This is a genomic window from Methanosarcina flavescens (assembly GCF_001304615.2).
GTDB lineage: Archaea > Halobacteriota > Methanosarcinia > Methanosarcinales > Methanosarcinaceae > Methanosarcina > Methanosarcina flavescens.
Window position 1 is genome coordinate 845,842 of record NZ_CP032683.1, and the last position, 19,086, is coordinate 864,927.

Sequence of the window (19,086 nt, forward strand, 5' to 3'; positions counted from 1 at the left end):
GATTAAAAAAGAAAGCAAGAGAAAATAAGAACAAGCAATATAAGGACATGGGTGCTGGAATGGAAGATAAAATTATAAAGCAGATTTCCCTTTTTGCGGAAAATAAGCCTGGCAGACTTGCAAATGTTGCAGGCAAATTAAAAAGTGCCGGCATAAATATCAGGGCGTTTACCATTGCTGAATCCGGAGACTTCGGGATAATCCGCATGGTTGTGGACAAATCCGACTATGCGCACAGTGTACTCCATGATGCAGGGTTTACTGTATCTGAAACCAGCGTGCTGGGGATCGAAATGGAGGATGTGCCCGGCAGCATGTCCCGTATTGCGGAAATATTCGGAAAAGCCAAGATTAATATTGACTATGCATATGCTTTTGTTACCAGGGAGCAGAAAGCCCTTTTAATAGTCAGGGTAAATGACATCGAAAAAGCAATTAAAACGCTTGAGAAAGAGAATATCAAGCTCATAAGCATGAAGGAGCTTGAAAAGATCTGATTTTAATTTGTAACCGGATTTTCCAGAGAAGAAAGTAATTTTTAGAGGAGAAAATAACGGAATGATCCAGAATCAAATAAACATATTTCTCACGATTCTGGAACAGCTCTTTTTACAGCTTCTGGCATCAGGACAAAACTTTAATATGAAATCTATAGCCTGTGAAGACCTTTTTGAGATTCTAACCTAATAACTGGATATACAGAATAAATATAAAAAAGAATAAATAAGAGAAGCAAAAAAAATTGCCAGAAGAATAGGTTACCGGTTTGACTATAATGGCGGAAAATAAAACTAATTTACAAGAAAACACACAAAACCCCTCAAGAAATAAGCTTGGTGGAGTCCATACAACAATTATCGGGGGAAGAGCTGGTAAAAGGCTTGTAAAATTGGTAAGCCAGCACCCTGAGGTAAAAAAGGTAATTCCGTCCGTGATTTCCGTAAAAGGCATTGCAGGAGGAAGTTTGACCGGAAAAGTATTGCGTGCGGATGTAAGAGGGAACTTGAGGCTATTGCTCTCTGAAGGCAGGAGTTTCCAGGAAATAAGACTAGTAACAACAGTCGGGACCGCAGAGGAGGGAGACAGAATTATGAACGAACTCAATGGAATCTTAAGAGCTGCCCTCTGAGGCGTTAAGGGAGAGACAAATAATTGGCGTTTATAGGGATTGATCACGGCACAACTGCAATGCGTTTTGCTCTGATAGAAGGGGAAAAGGTTCTGACCTTTGAGCTTGGGAGGGCTGAGGCAGCTGCCATGTCCGAAAATGAGATTCTGACTTCGATCGAGGAGAATTTTAAAGTCCGATGTGAGACAATTGACCTGATTGCACTAACGTACTCAATGGGAGACGGCTTTTCCGCAATTAAGGATGTAAGAAGCCTGGAAGGAAGAGGGCTCAAAAGCATAGAAGGGGCTGGAAAAAAAACCGGTGGAGGCACAAGGATTTTTGATGCCATCCGAAACTCAGGAATTCCGTCGATAGCAATTCCCGGTCTTCATGCTGAGAGCAAGGTGGACCCCAGAATGAAGGTATTTTCCCACCTCACAAGCCCGGAGAAACTAGGAATTGCTTACCATATCCTCTGCCTTGGCTATAAGAATTTCGTAGTTTCCGACATAAGCTCAAACACTGTTACCCTTGCCGTTGCCGATGGTAAGGTCGTTGGTGCAATTGATGCCTGCATATTTGCTCCAGGCGTCCATCACGGCCCTCTTGATCTGCAAGCAATCAGGAATGTGGATAATGGATACTGCACTGCAAACCAGGCTTTTGTAGAAGCAGGAACTCTAAAAATGACCCCGTACAAAGATAGGGAAGAATTACTCAGTGCGGCCGGAAAAAAAGAAGGTCCCGCCCTTCTTGCCCTTGATACAATTGCATTGTTTGCAGCTATGGAAATTACCTCAATGCAGCTTCTTCTTAAGAGCTATGAGGCAACTGGAGAGATCTTTCTTGCAGGATCAGTAGGGGAGTTCGAATATGTACAGAAAAAAATCCGCGCGCATCTGGGGCAGGAATGCCAGTGTCTCGGAAAGTGGCACGCTGCAATAGGCTGTGCTGAAATAGCGAGGGATGTTTTTGCTGGAGAAAAAAGTATCCTTGGCGTAGACGTCAGTTATCCTTAAAAAGCAGGAAAGGAATATTATAAAAGAGCAGTATAAATCAGGTCTTTTCTACACAGGTTTTATCTACGGACCCTTCATAAATGCTGTCCTGGTATTCCGCTGCATCAACTCCTCCTTCACCTGAGCCCACTCCATCAGAGTCATCATAACTGCTCATTTTATCCTTCTTCATAAGAATAACATAGTCCGCAGAATTTTTGAGAGCTGTGGAAAAACCGGGTTCAACCCCGAAAATAATAGTCTCTTTGCCGTGTTCGTTTGCTTTGTTCAGCAGCGGTTTAAAGTCAGCATCCCTAGTCACGATTGCAAGGGTGTCAATGTTGGGATTATGTACTAGCTCCATGCCCTCTACTGCGAGGCGCACATCAACATCGCTGGAACAGATTATAGGCTCAAGCCCATGATTCTCGATAGCTTCCACAAGCTTGTCAGAGGCGTACTGGTTTAGGAAAACACGCCCGATTTTGATATTTCCATAGTCTTTGAGGACGTCCCTTATCTCCTCGAGATTTACATCAAATTCTTTTCTGAGAATGTTCGGACCATCCACTAGAAGTCCTATTTTCCGCCTGCCAATTTCTTTTTTCGAGCGGAGGTATTTTGAGATGGAATCAATTCCGCTTTTTACAGGTTTCATTATCAATGTCCTCTGTGATTTTGCAGTTCACGGAACCTGTACTCATTATTTGTTTGCGCTATATGACTGCACATCGCCAGTTTTGGGGAAAAGCTACGTTTCTAGCAGCCCTCCGATCCGCCGATGAGAGTTAATGGCTCAACTACTACTTTTGGGGTTCAAAGTTCCGAATCTCTAAGATTTAAAATTCTAGTACCGCAATTTGCATAAATCGGTTAATACTAATATCTGCTTTTCTGTAGTAAAACATTTGCATATTAAGGCAATCAAATTCTGTAGTAAAACATTTGCATACTAAGGCAATCAAAGTTTGTAACTTTGTTCTTATGTAAATTAATAGGCTGATAAACTGGAGACTTTTCCTGCAAAAAAAACGGGAAGAAAATTCCGTCAGGACAAAAATTCTGACTTATAAAAATATAGTATATAATTTATAGAATTATAATTTATCGGAGAAAGGCCCTTTTTTTACTTCCCGGATGACATACGGAGATTCTTTAAGTTCAAAGAGATTTTCTGTTTTCCGTCCTTTTTTACGCCTTAAGTACTGGATTTCTCCGAGTTTCTCTAGAAAAGCCTCATAAACTCGCATAAACTGTTCAAATTCTGTGTCATTAAGCTCAATCAATCCTTCCCTACCTGCAAGCCAGTCGTAGACCTGGAGAAGAACAATTTCCCTTAACCTTTTAAGGTTTTCATCCTCAGGCGGTCTTTCGAAGTATAAAGTCTTTTTCAACTCAGGAGACCAGGCTGCAAATAGCCTCCTGAAATTTAACACCTGAATAGGGATTTTCTCTCCAGGCTCGGGTCTTGGATAATATGTACTCTCGAGAAGGTTATCTTCTCCCAGATTTACCACCTGCCGATGTATCTGTATTTTGCAGCATTTTCTTGAATCTTCTTAATACGAAGTCCCATATAGAGACCAACAAAAAGGCCGCTAAGGTGGGCTGTATGGGCTATCATATCTGATGAGCCAGCCATAAGGAAGTCAAAGAGAGCAAAAAGCACAAGAGCATGTTTTAACTTCATTGGGATAAAGTAGACATAGACGCGGATATCCGGCTCAAGCATTGTAAGAGCTGCAAAGACTCCGTAGATCGCTCCGCTTGCGCCAATCATCGGGCCAGGTGAGATACTGAAAATTGGCCCGCTTAAAAAGGTGTACCCTATTGCTGACAGAATCCCAGAAGTGAAAAAGATTGCCAGAAGCTGTCTGTTTCCGGCCCGTGTCTCGAGTGCAGTCCCGAAGAAGTACAGGACAAGCATATTGAATAAAAGATGCAATAAACTGGTATGTAAAAACATGTATGTGACAAGTGTCCAGGGTCTTGTCACGAGAAAATTAGGGTCAAATTGAAAAGCGCTTACATAGAAGTAACCTATATTCGGAATCATCTCCAAGAAGAATGAAAGTGTGCAGAGAATAATGATTACTATCGTTGGGCTTGCCAGAATAGAGTTTTTACCCGCCACACTTTCCACCTCCAGGAATATAAGATACGTTAAGTTCAAACATATTTCCTACTTCTCTCCCGATTTAGTTAATATAAAAGTGCAATAATATGAGGCAATAAGACTACCTCAACAGCAACCCAGATAAAGTGATCTCAGCTCAAAATGGTTCAGTAATGTCATTTAAGATCCAGTAATCTCATTTTAATTGATTTATGAACTAGAATTTAATAGCTTATAAGCTAAGTGCTCTAAGAAGCCTGTGAATTCCGGATACACTGGTTTAGATGCTCACCTTAATTATGGAATTCTATTTTAAGAGTTTTTACGTTTAACAAGCAGGTTTCTCTTCATTTAAACCTTTCAATGAGATAAATCCGAAGCTTAAAGCTTAAAGATGGATTAGAAACTTAATTTTTGAAGAAACATTATATTATTTCAGGAACAGACCTATTCAGGAAAATCAGTTTAAAAATAGATGTGTCCATATGTGGATTTATTCAAGAACTGATTAACTCAAGATAGATTTGCCCAGAGGCAGAGATATCCGAGAGTGATCAAGTGAAGAATGGATATATCCAGGTAAGATTTATTCAAGAGTGATCAAGTGAAGAACGGATGTATTCAGATAAGATCATTCAAGACGTGGTAAATCTCATTTAAATTGAAATATACATTATTTAATTTGGAAAATATATTAATTAATATTTAAATGAGAATATTATATTTATTCTTTTCTTGAAAAAACGAAAAATAGTTTACGGCATTTACAGTGTAAAGCTGCATGGTACTGCTAAGCCTATAAATAATTTTCCATTTATTTATTGATTATAAAATTATAAAATTTGAAATATAATTTAAAATTATATTTTCTCCTAAACGATAAGTTTTGTTTAAGGATAAGACTACTATTTGGTAACAAATATTCATAGAATTTTTTGTTTTACAAGTGAATAAAAAGACTAATTAGTAAGAAATAGTAACACTAAAAAAGAAATTATCAGCACTGCATAGAATCTTAATAGAAAACCAGCATCTAAAGCCTCAAGTTTAGTTTTTGTATAACGGGATTAAATAAGTTTTTAGAGTATACCGATTTCGAATATTCCATTTTACCCTTCTCGAAATGGCATGCTACAAATTAGAAAATGTTATATAGATTTGGTACGTTAAGACATTTAATTAGTGTTTATTATCCATCGGTAGCGACCCCGTCTTAGGATTGAGGTCTCGATCGCTGGTAAAAACGGTTTTTTTTGAGAAGAAAAGGGCGTAAAAAAGGTTTTGAAGAGTGTTAAAGCCCTAAAAACGACTTTACAAAGAAATATTCCCTCTAAAAACGGTTCTATTTGAAAAAAACGCTGATAAAATGCTTAATTGTTGGAAGAAATAGTTAAAAGCATTTTATCAGAGAAGCATTATTTAAACGATTGTAACTTTAAAGGAGACGGCAGATACATAATTTATAATCATGAAGAATAAGCCGAATAATATAAATTGCAATCGTCTTGGTGAAGTCGACTTTAAACAAATTTAGGAGGTAAAGCTCAAATGAGCAAACTAACTACCGGGAGTTTTTCTATAGAAGATCTGGAATCCGTTCAGATCACTATTAATAACATTGTAGGTGCAGCAAAGGAGGTTGCCGAAAAAGCAGAAGAAGCAGGTCCTATGGGTCCTACCCCCTTCCCCTCAATCGCTACATTAAGGGACTGGAGTTTTACACTGTTTGACCGCTATGAGCCGGTTTACACCCCCATGTGTGATCAGTGTTGCTACTGTACCTTTGGACCGTGTAACCTGGAAGGAAACAAGAGAGGTGCTTGTGGTCTTGATATGAAAGGTCAGGCTGCAAGAGAGTTCTTCCTGCGCTGCCTCACAGGCTGTGCATGTCACAGTGCCCATGGCCGCCACTTGCTTGATCACATTATTGACCTTTTTGGCGGAGATATGCCGATTAACATGGGAGCTTCAAATGTCATTGCCCCCAATATTCAGCTTGTCACAGGTCGGCAGCCGAAGACCCTTGACGACCTCAAACCTATAATGGAGTATGTCGAGGAAGAGCTGGGCCAGTTACTTGCAACTGTACACGCAGGACAGGAAGCAGCAGCAATTGACTATGATAACAAGGCAATGATGGCCGGATATCTTGACCATGTAGGTATGGAAGTTTCCGATATTGCACAGGTTACTGCACTCGGCTTCCCGAAATCCGATCCCGAAGCTCCTCTTGTTGAGACCGGCATGGGAACAATTGATGCTTCAAAGCCAGTTATTATTGCCATTGGACACAACGTTGCCGGTGTCACCTACATCATGGACTACATGGAAGAGAATGGCCTTGATGACAAGATGGAAATCGGAGGTCTCTGTTGTACTGCATTTGATATGACCAGGTACAAGAGAGAAGACCGGAAAGCCCCCTATGCAAAGATTGTCGGTACCATTTCAAAGGAACTGAAGATCGTACGCTCCGGAATTCCGGATGTGGTCGTTCTCGACGAGCAGTGCGTAAGAGCAGACCTCGTAGAAGAAGGAAAGAAACTCAAGATTCCAATTATTGCATCCAACGAAAAGATCATGTACGGTCTGGAAGACAGGACCAATGATGATGTAGATGCAATCGTAGAAGACTTGGTAAGTGGTAAGATCCCTGGCTGTGTGATGCTGGATTATGAAAAACTGGGAGAACTTGTGCCAAAAGTCGCTCTGAAGATGGCTCCAATCCGTGAAGCCGAAGGGCTCTCAGCCATCCCCACAGACGAAGAAATGAAAGTCCTCGTGTCCAAATGTGTAGAATGTGGAGAATGTGCACTTGCATGCCCAGAAGAGCTAGAAATCCCTGCAGCAATTGCAGTAGCTAAGGGAGGAGACTACTCTGCTCTGGAAGAACTGCATGACCTTTGTGTAGGTTGCCGCAGATGTGAGCAGGTCTGCAACAAGGAAATCCCCGTCCTGAACTTGATTGAGAAAGCTGCCCAGAAGGCCATTGCAGAAGAAAATGGTCTTGTAAGAGCCGGAAGAGGTCAGGTAAGCGATCCAGAGATTAGGGCAGAAGGCCTGAACCTGGTTATGGGTACGACACCTGGTGTTATTGCAATCATTGGATGTGCCAACTATCCTGCAGGTTCTAGGGATGTTTACAACATCGCAGAAGAATTCCTTAATAGGAATTACATTGTTGCAGTTTCCGGATGTTCTGCAATGGATATTGGCATGTACAAGGATGCTGACGGCAAGACCCTCTATGAGAGATTCCCGGGCAGATTCGAGAGAGGTAATATCTTTAACACCGGATCATGTGTTTCGAACGCTCACATTTCGGCTACATGTCATAAGGTTGCTGCAATATTTGCAAGCAGAAACCTATCAGGCAACCTTGCCGAGATTGCAGACTATACACTCAACCGTATCGGTGCAGTAGGACTTGCATGGGGTGCATACTCTCAGAAGGCAGCAGCTATCGGTACCGGATGTAACATGTTTGGTATTCCTGCAATAGTCGGTCCTCACAGCGGTAAATACAGGAGAGCCCTGATCGCAAAGACCTATGATGAGAACAAGTGGAAGGTTTACGACAGCAGAAACGGTTCAGAACTGGCTATTCCACCAGCTCCGGAGTTCCTCCTTACCACTGCAGAAACCTGGCAGGAAGCCTGTGTTATGCTGGCAAAGAACTGTATCCGTCCGTCTGACAACAACATGGGCAGATCTATCAAGCTCACCCACTGGATAGAACTAAGCGAGAAGTATCTTGGTGTTATGCCGGATGACTGGTGGAAGTTTGTCAGGCACGAAGCTGACCTGCCTCTCTCCAAGCGTGAACAACTCCTGAAGATACTTGAAGCCGAGCACGGATGGGAGATCGACTGGAAGAAGAAGAAGATCATTTCCGGCCCGAAGATTAAGTTCGATGTCTCTTCGCAGCCAACTAACCTTAAGAGACTTTGCAAGGAGGCCTGAAGATGGTTGACACTACTAAGAACACCAAACTGTTTACCAGCTATGGTGTAAAGACTTCAAAGGCTATAACCACGGAAGTTGCCGCCAAGCTGATCTCAAAGGCAAAGAGACCACTTCTCGTGGTAGGCACTGGAGTTCTCGACCCTGAACTTCTTGACCGCGCAGTGAAGATTGCAAAGGCAAAGAACATCGCAATTGCAGCAACCGGTACCTCAATGCCAGGATTTGTGGACAAGGATGTCAATGCCAAGTACATCAACCTTCACCAGCTTGGCTTCTACCTGACCGACCCCAACTGGCCAGGGCTTGATGGCAACGGGAACTATGATACAATAATTCTCCTGGGCCACAAGAAGTATTACATCAACCAGGTACTATCAGCAACTAAGAACTTCAGTGACGTAAAAGCAATTTCAATAGACAGGAATTACATCCAGAATGCAACGATGTCCTTCGGAAACCTTAGCAAGGCAGATCATGTTGCAGCACTGGACGAGGTAATTGACCTTTTATAAATTTAATTTAGGAGGCGAAATTAATGGCAGAATTCCCATTTGAGATTTCCCCAATGTTTGAAGGAGAGAGAGTAAGAAAGGAAGGAATGTTCGTAGAACTCGGTGGCCCGAAGTCACTTGGTCTTGAGCTTGTCCGTGCAAAGCCTATGGATGAGATCGAAGATGACAAGGTTACAATTGTCGGTCCCGACCTCAAGGATATGGAAGAGGGAAAAACCTACCCCTGGGCAATGATCTTCAACGTCGGCGGAGAACTTGTAGAGCCTGACCTTGAGTCTGTCATCGAAAGGCGTGTCCACGACTTCATTAACTATTGCCAGGGCATTATGCACCTGAACCAGAGGTACGATGTCTGGATGAGGATTTCCAAGGATACAGCTGCAAAGCTGGACTCACTCGAGCCTTTCGGAAAGGCTGTCATGATGCTTTTCAAGACAGAACTGCCTTTCATCGAGAAGATGCAGGTGACCTTCTATACCGACCAGGCTGAAGTCGAAAAGCAGATGACAGAAGCAAAGGAGATTTTCAAGGCAAGAGATGCCAGGACGAAAGACCTGCACGACGAAGATGTGGATGTATTCTACGGATGTACACTCTGCCAGTCCTTTGCTCCAACAAACGTCTGTGTAGTTTCCCCTGACAGAGTTTCTCTCTGTGGTGCAATCAACTGGTTTGACGGCCGTGCAGCAGCAAAAGTGGATCCAGAAGGCCCACAGTTCTCAATTGACAAGGGTGAACTCCTCGATGCCAACACAGGTGAATACTCAGGAGTAAACGAAGTTGCCAAGAAACTTTCAAGTGGCGAGTACGAAAAGGTTAAACTCCACTCATTCTTCGATGCTCCTCACACATCCTGCGGATGTTTCGAAGTAGTCGGCTTCTATATCCCTGAAGTAGATGGTATAGGCTGGGTTAACAGAGAATATCAGGGAATGGCTCCGAACGGCCTTGGTTTCTCAACAATGGCTGGTCAGACAGGCGGTGGAAAGCAGATCGTGGGATTCCTGGGTATTGGTGTCAACTACTTCTACTCCCCCAAGTTCATCCAGGCTGATGGAGGATGGAACAGAGTTGTATGGCTGCCGTCAATGCTCAAGGAAAATATCGATGAAGCCATTCCTGAAGACATAAAGGATAAGATTGCAACAGAAAAGGATGCAACGGACATTGAGTCCCTGAAAGCTTTCCTACAGGAGAAGAACCACCCGGTTGTAGCAAACTGGGCAGCTGCAGAAGAAGAGGAAGAAGAAGAGGAAGAGGGAGAAGAGGAAGTAGCTGTTGAAGCAGCTCCAATGATGATGCCAGCAGCAGGCTTCCAGATGCCAGCAATGCCAGCAATGCCGATGATGTCCGGAGGAGCCAGTGGAATTAAACTGACCTTCAAGAACGCAAAGATTACGATCGACAGGATGATCATCAGCGAAAAGAAGGAAAAGAAATAATTGAGTGACAACAGGCAATAGCCTGAAACGGAAAAACAATATAAAAGGGGTATTCTGTGACGAGAGTAATTGCAATAACGGGAAAAGGTGGGACTGGTAAAACAGCAGTAGCGGCTCTTCTGATCCGCTACCTTTCCAAAAAAGGGAAGTTTCTGCTGGCAATAGATGCAGATGCAGATACTAACCTGCCTGAGACCCTTGGATGTGAGGATGTAAAATCTGTCGGAGATGCAAAAGAGTATTTACAGGCTGAAATTACAAAACCAAGGCCTGACAATCCCGATATGAATAAAGAATCGGTACTTAAGAGCAAGGTCTATGAGATCATTGAAGAAATGCCTGGTTATGATCTCCTGGTTATGGGTAGGCCAGAAGGCTCGGGATGTTACTGCTATGTAAACAATCTGCTAAGAGGCATAATGGATAAACTGATCATGAATTATGATGTGGTTATCATTGATGCGGAAGCAGGACTTGAGCACTTTAGCCGAAAAATTATCAGGGATATCGATGATCTCATCGTCGTAACTGACGCCTCAAGAAGAGGATTCAGGACTGCGGAAAGAATTCGTGAGCTTGTAGACGAACTGGACTCAAATATCGGAAGAATTCACGTTATTGCAAACAAGGTTACAGATGCTAACCAAGAAGAGCTAATCAAACTGGCAGAGGATCTGAAACTTAATATGATAGGTATGATCCCGCTCGACCCTAAAATCGAGGAAATGGATATAAAAGGCATACCTCTCTTTGAAATACCGGATGATTCAATTGCTGCAGTCGAAATTGAAAGTATAGTAAAGAAACTGGGATTCTGATCCCAGTTTTCTTTTGGATCTTTAGTCCTTTCTTTTGGATCTTTAGACTTGCAAAAACCATACCGGAAAAAAGTAGGATTCTTTGCCTGTTTAAAGGCCTGATAAATATCAAAATCCATAAATAACGGAGCAGGTGTCATTTCCGCCGCAAACCCTGCTATATAAGGGATTTATGTCACGATCCCTGCAAGGGAAAGGTAAGGAAATACATCCTGTATTACATTCTTTATTATACAGTCACTCGCAAAAACGGAAAACTTACGGAAACGGTGAGGTTTACATGGCAAAGAAAATGAAGTTATCCGAAATTACAAACATGTTCGCGGGCATGGATGTAGAAGCCCTCGAAGGTGTAACTATAGAAGGGGACATTGAGATTGATCTCGGTGGACTTGGAGGCGGCTTTGACCCAATGCTTGCTGCTGCCCTCGGGCAGGAGAGTGCAGTACTTGCACAGCATTTCGCAAGAATTGCAGGAATGTTTGGATATCCTGTTAGTGTCGGTGCCCCAGCAACTGCTCCTGCAGTTTCCCCTGCTCTGGCAGCCCCCAAACTTAAGGATCTCATTCCATCCAAGTTTGACTTTGCAAACATAGAGGAATGGACAACCCAGGTCCAGGAAGTCCCAATAGGCAACACCTCTGCAGACGGCGGAAGCCGTGGAAAGAGAATTATGCTCGGTGGCGAGAAAGCCCTTCCATTCTTCCCTGATGCTCCAATGCCATACAGGAACCAGGTCACAATTGACGTGTTCGACATGAGGCTTGGGCTTGCAAAGGCTGTGAAGGAAAACTACGACGATGTTATGGATAATCCTGGAGAATGGGCAAAGAAGAACGTTGAGAAGTTCAACGCTGACATGATCACTATTCACCTGATTTCAACCGACCCGCTCATCAAGGACACATCCCCCAAAGATGCAGCTAAGACAGTTGAAGAGGTTCTGCAGGCTGTCGATGTGCCAATCGCAATTGGTGGATCAGGAAACCCACAGAAAGACCCACTGGTTCTTGCAAAAGCAGCAGAAGTCTCTGAAGGGGAGCGCTGCCTCCTTGCATCTGCAAGCCTGAACCTGGACTACGCTGCAATCGCAGAGGCTGCATTAAAATACGATCACGATGTCCTTTCCTGGACCCAGCTGGACATGAACGCCCAGAAGGAATTGAACAGGAAACTTATGAAGCAGTGCAACGTGCCAAGAGACAGAATTATAATGGACCCAACCACTGCAGCCCTCGGTTATGGTCTGGACTATGCTTACACCAACATGGAGCGTATCCGCCTTGCAGCCCTCATGGGTGACGATGAACTGACCTTCCCGATGTCATCAGGTACTACAAACGCATGGGGTGCACGTGAGTCCTGGATGGTTAGCTCACCATTGAAGGAAGATTCTGACTGGGGACCCAGAGAATACAGAGGTCCTATCTGGGAAATCATTACAGGTCTGTCCCTTGCAATTGCAGGAAACGACCTCTTCATGATGATGCACCCAACCTCAGTTGCTGTCCTGAAGCACATGACTCAGACACTCTTTGGTTCAATTGAGGCAGAGCCCGTTGACATTGCTAACTGGATTGGAGCGGAGGTGTAAAACATGAAAATAAACAGCCCATTAGAAGCTTACAAGTACCTCCCGCAGACCAACTGTGGAGAATGTGGTGAAGCAACCTGTATGGCTTTTGCTTCCAAACTGATCGACAGATCCGGCAAGACAACAGACTGTCCACCTCTCGTTAAAGAGAAGAAGTTTGCCAAGAAGCTTGCAGAGCTTGATAGGCTCCTTGCCCCTGAAATTCGTGAAATTACAATCGGTGTCGGCGACAGAGCAGTCAAGATTGGTGGCGACGATGTGCTTTACCGTCACAAACTGACCTTCTTCAACAAGACGAAGATGTTCTTCGATGTGACGGATACAATGGATGAGGCTGCCCTTGTCGAGAGGACAAAGAAGGTTGCTGACTTCAGGAAGTTCTATGTCGGGCGAAACCTGCTGCTTGACGGTGTAGCAATCAGGTCAGTATCCAATGATCCTGCAAAGTTTGCAGCAGCTGTCAAGAAGGTTGCAGAAGTAGGCATACCCATGATCTTCTGTTCCTTCAACCCTGCAGTCCTTAAGGCTGGACTTGAGGTAGCAAAGGATAAGAATCCACTGCTTTACGCTGCAAACAAGGACAACTGGAAGGAAGTAGGAGAACTTGCCCTTGAGTACAATGTGCCTGTGGTAGTTTCAGCTATCAATGATCTTGATGCCCTCAAGACTCTTGCAAAGACCTTTGCAGAAGCAGGCATTAAAGATATTGTCCTTGACCCAGGAACCTCTCCAAGCGGCCAGGGTCTGAAGGAAAGCTTTACCAACTTCCTGAAGATAAGAAGAGCAGGCATTATGGGAGACACCGAGATCGCATACCCGATCCTCGCTCTGCCAATTACTGCCTGGATGGCTGGGATTTCTGACCCTGTTAGTGCCGCATACTGGGAAACCGCAATGGCTGCCATCTTCACTATCAGGTACGGTGACATTATGATTCTCCACAGCATGGAGCCATATGCCACCCTGCCTGAAGTGCACCTTGCCGAGACAATCTACACTGATCCAAGGACCCCTGTAGCTGTTGACTCAAAGATGTACAAGGTAGGAGAGCCGGACGAGAACTCCCCTGTGCTCTTCACAACAAACTTTGCTCTTACTTACTACACAGTAGAGAGCGACCTGTCCTCAAACGGCATCACCTGCTGGCTGCTTGCAGTTGACACCGATGGTATTGGTGTAGAAGCAGCCGCTGCCGGCGGCCAGCTGACTGCTGACAAAGTAAAGGATGCCTTTGAAAAGTCAGGCTTTGACCTCAAGAAAGATGTTACCCACAACACTGTAATTATTCCGGGTCTTGCTGCCCGTCTCCAGGGTGACCTTGAGGATAAACTCGATGCAAGAGTCATGGTCGGTCCAATGGACTCAGGAAGGCTCCCAGGCTGGTTTGAGAAGAACTGGCCTCCAAAACAGTAAATTCGAATGTGAATATGAAAATACAGATCCGTGTCAAAAGACACGGAATTTTCTTCTTTTTTAATTAAAAGTTAAGTACTTCTCTTTTGAGTTAGTTATAGCTTTTTGGTAGACCCAGCTTTAAGATTCTCGATCTCCATTGCTCAAATCTTAGCAATTCCGATCCGATTTACGATCTCTATACAAGGAAGCTATGGCTTAGAGATTAAAATCGTAAACAAAAAGCGAGGGTTCACTTCATCCCCGACCTGAAGCACTCGTGACCCTCCACGCTCCCGATGTAATAAAATAATAGGCAATGAATCAGGAAGTCACCGGTTTTAACAGGTGGCATTTCATATTATATCTCATACGTTCCTTCTCCGGTAACAAGTTCACCATTTACTGTTGTCCATCCATTCTGAGATCCAAATAACTTAACTTCCATGACTTCCCAATAGCTGTTCGACTGCCATCCTCCGATCCACCATTCATTACGTGCATTCAAGTAGATAGAAATGCTGACGTTTGCATTCGAGGAGGTTTCATAGTAGGCATACATCCGGCTTTCATAATCAAATTGCTCAGACGTCCGTGAATAGGTTCTGCTGGCGTTGACATTATGCGTGAGCTTGTATTTGGGCATAAGAACCATTTCATTGCCCAGCGGGTTCATTGTGTCTATGGTCTGGTTAGAGAATACTATTGTACTAAGATCTATACTTCTTGGCTTCTTATTTTTCAGAGAAAGCATGAGCCCATGTTCCGTATCTACTAGTGCATATTCCCATGAAGGATCATTGTTATTGAAGTGATGCTCTACGATATCCATGCCCACGGATGATGTGTTGTTTATCACCGGGAGTGGAAGGTAAAGAGTCATGTTGCTCAGGGTTGAGTCTGTAGTTAACATTACATCGTAATCATAACTACTCCTGAGGCTCCTATCATACATCTTCTGCTTCTGGTCTTGCCACCAGATAGACAGCAACCCGGCAGAAATAATTATTAATAATATAAACCCGACACCTATTTTGTAACGAGTCTTCATATTCCATCACCTAATCCACTCTTGAGGAAATAAAACAAAGTAACAAACAAACAGGACATGATTGGCAGAAAGAATTAAAAATACTTGTGGAATTTGTGTGACTTAGGCAATTGAGGAAATATTTATATAAGACAAATACCTATTTAATAGAGATTCAAACTATATATTTTTTTAAATTTGCCTATAACTGATTCATTTTAATATTGCTATATATTTTGCTGGTTTTGCTTCCGGGAATTAGGGAAGCCTGAATATTCAAAAGTAAATTCGCAAATCCAGCTATTTTTAAATAGAATGAGCAGGCTTAACAGGTGAATTGCTCAGATTATATTGCAGAGATTTTCTTCCAGAGGATCTTGAAAAAGAAGTATTTTAGACTATTTATCAAAAAGCCCATTAATACTTAAGAAACGGTCACTATTTCAGGAAGAGTATAAGTAAATTTCAGGAAGATTATAAATAATTTCAAGAAGGTTATAAATAATTTCAAGAAGGTTATAAGTAAGGATTTAAGATGAATTTCATCACATGCCCCAGATGCGGCAGAGAATGTTACAGGCTGTTTGACTCAGTTTGCAGGAACTGTTTTTTTGAGACTTTCAAACTGATTGAATTGCCTCATGTACTCCATGCAAGGATATGTTCAGTTTGCGGAGCGCACCTTCATAGAAGCCGTTGGGAGAATATCGGTAGTATTGAAGATGTGGTTCTGAAGGCTGTAGAAAATGCCCTTTTCATCCACAATGAAGCCGGAGACGTGGAGATCTACCTGGAACCCAGAGAAATTACACCCTATATTTACCGGGTGAGAGCCGAAGTCGATGCTGTAGTCCGGGAAGAGCCTGTGCATGCCGAGGCTGAGACCGAGGTAAGGATTCAGCGATCAGCCTGTGACATGTGCAGCAGGGAGTCCGGAGGATACTTTGAAGCCATTATCCAGATCAGGGCTGCAGGCAGGTTTCCTACTGAAGGAGAGAAAAGCCGCTGCATGGCTATAGCCAGGGAAGCCATGGAGAGCATGAAAAGAAAGGGTGACCGTCTGGCGTTCATAAGTGAGGTTCTGGAGCAAAAAGAGGGACTTGACCTTTACATGGGTTCCATGAATGCCAGCAGGCAGGTCTGCAGGCTAATTACTTCCGAACTTGGAGGCAGCTTCTCCGAATCTCCTACCCTTGTGGGAATGAAAGATGGAAAAAATCTTTACAGAATTACTTTCTCAATGCGGCTTCCCGAATTCAGACCAGGGGATGTAATCAGGTTCAGAGGAAAAATTATCCAGATCAGGAGCTCAGGAAAAAAAGTTAACGGGATTTCCCTTGAGGATGGCTCCCGATTTATCTCAACCCCTGAAGAATTGAGAGGAGCAGAGAAAATAGGCAACATGAAGGACGCGATTTTAACAGTGCTTGTTTCAATCGAAGACAACGCCATTCTTGTGCTTGATCCTGAAACATATGAGACTGTTGCCATAAAGAAGCCGATGTCTTTCAATGCCGAAGCAGGAAGCGAGATCCCTGTCCTGAAAACCTCATACGGGATCTTTGCACTGACACATTCCGAGATTCCGCAGGCAAAATAAAAGGTTCGGAAAGAGGAAACATGCAGAATATCCTTGTGATCGGATTTAGCACCAGGAACGTTGTATGCTCTGCAAACCGGGCTGGGTATACGGTCTGCTCTATAGATGCTTTCCGTGATCTTGACCTGCAGGAATGTGCATATAAATCTACATTTCTGGAGTGCAGAACCGTAGAGGAACTGCACCAACTCGACGCTTCCCGGATAAAAGCCCAGATGTCTGAATTCGGGCTTGAATTTGATGCCGTTGTTCCGGGTTCAGGACTGGAGATGCTTGACCATAAAGATATTCCATGCCCTGTACTTGCCAACAGTCCGGATGCCATGCAGAAGGCTTCAGACAAACTATATCTTTCAAAAAGGCTTGAAGCCCTCGGAATCCCTCACCCACGCTGCTATTCTTCAGAGGAACTGGATGCAATAGAATACCCGATCATGATCAAGCCCGTCTCAGGCGGAGGAGGAATCTTCAACCGGGTTGCCCGGAACAGACAGGAGCTTCTAACCAGCCTCGAAGAATTGTACAAACTGAATCCCGAACTTACCGAACAGACAGTTGTTATCCAGGAATTTCTGGAGGGGATACCTTCAAGTGTTTCCTTGCTTTCTACAAAGAACGAAGCTCTTTCAGTAGCTGTGAATGAACAGTTAATAGGCATACCCTGGCTTTCGAGGCTGCCCTTTGCTTATTGTGGAAACATAACACCATTCAGGACAGATCAGGCTGAGGAAATGGAAGCCCTTGCTGAAGAATTGGTGCTTGAATTCAAGCTCCTGGGCTCAAACGGTGTGGACTTCCTGGTTTCGAAAAAAGGGCCTGCAGTACTTGAGATAAACCCGAGGTTTCAGGGAAGTCTTGACACTGTCGAGAAGGCAATGAATATTAACATTTTTGAGGCTCATGTCGGCTGCTTCAGAGGAGATCTTCCTGAGAAACCCGAAGCTAAAGGTTTTGCTGCAAGAGGAATAATTTACTCGGATCGAGAACTTTTTATAGACGGAAAGCTCATGGACCTCATTCTGAGGGAAAAAGGCGCTGACATTCCATGCCAAGGAACTGTTGCAGAGCCTGATGGGCCTCTTACTTCCCTGTTCGCGTGCACCTCTACCAGGGAAGAGGCAGTCCTGTCGCTTAAAAGAGGGGCAGATAGAATAAAGGTTTTTATCAAAAACCAGACGGAAAGAAAAAGTACCTGAGATTTACTAAGCATTGTTGTAAATCCAGGCTTAAAAGAATTCAATCTTTTCAGGCTAAGGAAAGTCTCCGGAATAAAAAGGGTAATGTAAACTTTAATACTGGTATATCCAATTCATATTGGCATTCGCGAGGTGAATATATTGGTCGACTTAAATGACAAGGTAATTAGAGGATATCTTATGAGCCTTGTAGGGGAAGAAGGGCTACAGATGATAGAAAAAATGCCCGAAGGTGAGGTTACGGATGAAGAAATTGCGACAGAAACCGGAATTCTGCTGAACACCGTGAGGAGAACGCTCTTCATACTACATGAGAATAAATTTGCAATCTGCCGCAGGGAGAGAGATTCAAACAGCGGATGGTTGACATACCTCTGGCACCTGGACTTTTCTGATATAGAGCACCAGCTTATGAAGGAAAAGAAAAAATTACTCCGAAACCTGAAAACTCGCCTTGAATTCGAAGAAAATAATGTTTTCTATTCTTGCCCTCAGGGCTGTGTTCGCCTCCTTTTTGACGAAGCTACGGAAACTGAATTTCTCTGCCCTATGTGTGGAGAAGACCTGGCTTTCTACGACAATTCATACTTTATAGAAGTCCTGAAGAAACGCGTAGATGCTCTTAGTTCGGCATGATGTGATTATATTGATTACCCGAGCCGAAGCAATACAACTGCTTGAAGAAAACGGATGTGCTCCTAACGTTATCGAGCACTGTAAGGAAGTTGCGTCGCTTGCAGTTGAGATAGCAAATAAGGCAAAAGCAGCAGGACATAATGTAAACCTGGAGATGGTAGAAATCGGAGCTCTATTGCATGATTTTGGAAGATGTAGAACTCATAAAATCGATCATGCGGCAGAAGGGTACAGGCTAGCCAAGGATAGGGGAATAGATCCTGAGATTTCCGAAATAATAAAAAGACATATAGGAGCGGGAATCTCAAAAGAAGAGGCAAGAAAATTAGGGCTTCCTGAAGATGACTATTTCCCGCGAAGCCTGGAAGAAAAAATCGTTGCCCATGCCGACAACCTTGTTAAGGGAACGCACAGAATAACCACAGCTGAGCGGACTGCGCTCATGCGCAAGCAAGAAGTACCTGAAATTGTAATTCAAAGGGTGAATAAGCTTGCTGAAGAGATCGAAGGACTTTTCAGCTAAGTTTAGGATTTTTCAGGGGATCAGGAGATCTGAACATCCCGTAACGGAAAAAGAAAAGAAATTATTTTGCCAAATCTTCCTCCGAATTTAAATTTGGACGCATTCAATAAAAAAGAGGAGGAAAACTTATATATAACGATATTAATAATGAG

At 43.4% G+C, this 19,086-nt stretch carries 17 protein-coding genes; 13 read left to right on the forward strand and 4 right to left on the reverse strand.

All coding sequences use genetic code 11. From position 1 onward, the window contains the following. Positions 1–59: 59 nt before the first annotated feature. From AOB57_RS03690 to AOB57_RS03700, 3 genes are all read left to right on the forward strand, one after another. Positions 60–497, forward strand: a complete 438-nt coding sequence (locus tag AOB57_RS03690) for an ACT domain-containing protein (protein WP_054300110.1) — start codon at positions 60–62, stop codon at positions 495–497. Between the two features lie 278 nt (positions 498–775). Then, positions 776–1,129: a DUF2103 domain-containing protein gene (locus AOB57_RS03695; protein WP_054300085.1), complete on the forward strand. Its 354-nt coding sequence runs from the start codon at positions 776–778 to the stop codon at positions 1,127–1,129. Positions 1,130–1,152: 23 nt separating this feature from the next. Further along, positions 1,153–2,130, forward strand: coding sequence for a methanogenesis marker 12 protein (locus AOB57_RS03700; RefSeq protein ID WP_054300086.1), 978 nt, complete (start codon positions 1,153–1,155; stop codon positions 2,128–2,130). Positions 2,131–2,167: 37 nt separating this feature from the next. On the opposite strand, the gene AOB57_RS03705 is transcribed toward AOB57_RS03700, so the two are convergent. The 3 genes from AOB57_RS03705 to AOB57_RS03715 form a co-directional block, all read right to left on the reverse strand. Continuing rightward, positions 2,168–2,767, reverse strand: coding sequence for a TIGR00288 family NYN domain-containing protein (locus AOB57_RS03705; protein ID WP_054300087.1), 600 nt, complete (start codon positions 2,765–2,767; stop codon positions 2,168–2,170). Positions 2,768–3,206: 439 nt separating this feature from the next. Beyond that, positions 3,207–3,626: a hypothetical protein gene (locus AOB57_RS03710; protein WP_054300088.1), complete on the reverse strand. Its 420-nt coding sequence runs from the start codon at positions 3,624–3,626 to the stop codon at positions 3,207–3,209. After that, positions 3,620–4,243 carry a rhomboid family intramembrane serine protease gene (locus AOB57_RS03715; RefSeq protein WP_167829533.1) on the reverse strand — a complete coding sequence of 208 codons (624 nt, stop codon included), beginning with the start codon at positions 4,241–4,243 and terminating at the stop codon, positions 3,620–3,622. The genes AOB57_RS03710 and AOB57_RS03715 overlap by 7 nt, the downstream gene beginning before the upstream one ends. A 1,530-nt stretch (positions 4,244–5,773) precedes the next feature. Here AOB57_RS03715 and cdhA point away from each other — a divergent pair. The 6 genes from cdhA (at position 5,774) to acsC (ending at position 13,970) form a co-directional block, all read left to right on the forward strand. Next, a complete protein-coding gene (gene cdhA, locus AOB57_RS03720) occupies positions 5,774–8,188 on the forward strand; it encodes a CO dehydrogenase/acetyl-CoA synthase complex subunit alpha (protein ID WP_054300089.1) in 2,415 nt (804 codons plus the stop codon). 2 nt (positions 8,189–8,190) lie between these two features. Next, on the forward strand, positions 8,191–8,703 hold the full coding sequence (cdhB, locus tag AOB57_RS03725) for a CO dehydrogenase/acetyl-CoA synthase complex subunit epsilon (RefSeq protein WP_054300090.1): 513 nt from the start codon (positions 8,191–8,193) through the stop codon (positions 8,701–8,703). A gap of 23 nt (positions 8,704–8,726) precedes the next feature. Then, positions 8,727–10,145, forward strand: coding sequence for a CO dehydrogenase/CO-methylating acetyl-CoA synthase complex subunit beta (gene cdhC / locus AOB57_RS03730; RefSeq protein WP_054300091.1), 1,419 nt, complete (start codon positions 8,727–8,729; stop codon positions 10,143–10,145). A 56-nt stretch (positions 10,146–10,201) separates the two neighbouring features. Further along, positions 10,202–10,963: an ATP-binding protein gene (locus AOB57_RS03735; RefSeq protein ID WP_054300092.1), complete on the forward strand. Its 762-nt coding sequence runs from the start codon at positions 10,202–10,204 to the stop codon at positions 10,961–10,963. A 280-nt stretch (positions 10,964–11,243) separates the two neighbouring features. Next, a complete protein-coding gene (gene cdhD / locus AOB57_RS03740) occupies positions 11,244–12,557 on the forward strand; it encodes a CO dehydrogenase/acetyl-CoA synthase subunit delta (RefSeq protein ID WP_054300093.1) in 1,314 nt (437 codons plus the stop codon). A gap of 3 nt (positions 12,558–12,560) precedes the next feature. Then, complete coding sequence (acsC, locus tag AOB57_RS03745; RefSeq protein WP_054300094.1) at positions 12,561–13,970, forward strand: acetyl-CoA decarbonylase/synthase complex subunit gamma; 1,410 nt, start codon at positions 12,561–12,563, stop codon at positions 13,968–13,970. 340 nt (positions 13,971–14,310) lie between these two features. Here acsC and AOB57_RS03750 read toward each other — a convergent pair whose 3' ends face one another. Further along, entirely contained in the window at positions 14,311–15,000 is a 690-nt protein-coding gene (locus AOB57_RS03750; RefSeq protein ID WP_226999626.1) for a hypothetical protein, read from the reverse strand. Positions 15,001–15,514: 514 nt separating this feature from the next. On the opposite strand from AOB57_RS03750, the gene AOB57_RS03755 reads away from it, so the two are divergent. The 4 genes from AOB57_RS03755 (at position 15,515) to AOB57_RS03770 (ending at position 18,934) form a co-directional block, all read left to right on the forward strand. Continuing rightward, the gene (locus tag AOB57_RS03755; protein ID WP_054300095.1) at positions 15,515–16,579 is read left to right on the forward strand and encodes a 60S ribosomal export protein NMD3; all 1,065 of its coding nucleotides are present in this window, start codon (positions 15,515–15,517) and stop codon (positions 16,577–16,579) included. A 20-nt stretch (positions 16,580–16,599) separates the two neighbouring features. Next, positions 16,600–17,775 (forward strand): ATP-grasp domain-containing protein, encoded by a 1,176-nt coding sequence (locus AOB57_RS03760; protein WP_054300096.1) that lies wholly within the window; start codon positions 16,600–16,602, stop codon positions 17,773–17,775. A gap of 141 nt (positions 17,776–17,916) precedes the next feature. Next, a complete protein-coding gene (locus AOB57_RS03765; protein WP_054300097.1) occupies positions 17,917–18,411 on the forward strand; it encodes a transcription factor in 495 nt (164 codons plus the stop codon). A 10-nt stretch (positions 18,412–18,421) separates the two neighbouring features. Beyond that, positions 18,422–18,934 carry an HD domain-containing protein gene (locus AOB57_RS03770; RefSeq protein WP_054300112.1) on the forward strand — a complete coding sequence of 171 codons (513 nt, stop codon included), beginning with the start codon at positions 18,422–18,424 and terminating at the stop codon, positions 18,932–18,934. Positions 18,935–19,086: the final 152 nt, after the last annotated feature.

Excerpts from the sequence above, each read along its gene's own strand:
- AOB57_RS03690 (WP_054300110.1), top strand. The coding sequence starts at position 60 with ATGGAAGATAAAATTATAAAGCAGATTTCCCTTTTTGCGGAAAATAAG.
- AOB57_RS03695 (WP_054300085.1), top strand. The coding sequence starts at position 776 with ATGGCGGAAAATAAAACTAATTTACAAGAAAACACACAAAACCCCTCA.
- AOB57_RS03705 (WP_054300087.1), bottom strand. The coding sequence starts at position 2,767 with ATGAAACCTGTAAAAAGCGGAATTGATTCCATCTCAAAATACCTCCGC.
- cdhA (WP_054300089.1), top strand. The coding sequence starts at position 5,774 with ATGAGCAAACTAACTACCGGGAGTTTTTCTATAGAAGATCTGGAATCC.
- cdhB (WP_054300090.1), top strand. The coding sequence starts at position 8,191 with ATGGTTGACACTACTAAGAACACCAAACTGTTTACCAGCTATGGTGTA.
- cdhC (WP_054300091.1), top strand. The coding sequence starts at position 8,727 with ATGGCAGAATTCCCATTTGAGATTTCCCCAATGTTTGAAGGAGAGAGA.
- cdhD (WP_054300093.1), top strand. The coding sequence starts at position 11,244 with ATGGCAAAGAAAATGAAGTTATCCGAAATTACAAACATGTTCGCGGGC.
- acsC (WP_054300094.1), top strand. The coding sequence starts at position 12,561 with ATGAAAATAAACAGCCCATTAGAAGCTTACAAGTACCTCCCGCAGACC.
- AOB57_RS03750 (WP_226999626.1), bottom strand. The coding sequence starts at position 15,000 with ATGAAGACTCGTTACAAAATAGGTGTCGGGTTTATATTATTAATAATT.
- AOB57_RS03755 (WP_054300095.1), top strand. The coding sequence starts at position 15,515 with ATGAATTTCATCACATGCCCCAGATGCGGCAGAGAATGTTACAGGCTG.
- AOB57_RS03760 (WP_054300096.1), top strand. The coding sequence starts at position 16,600 with ATGCAGAATATCCTTGTGATCGGATTTAGCACCAGGAACGTTGTATGC.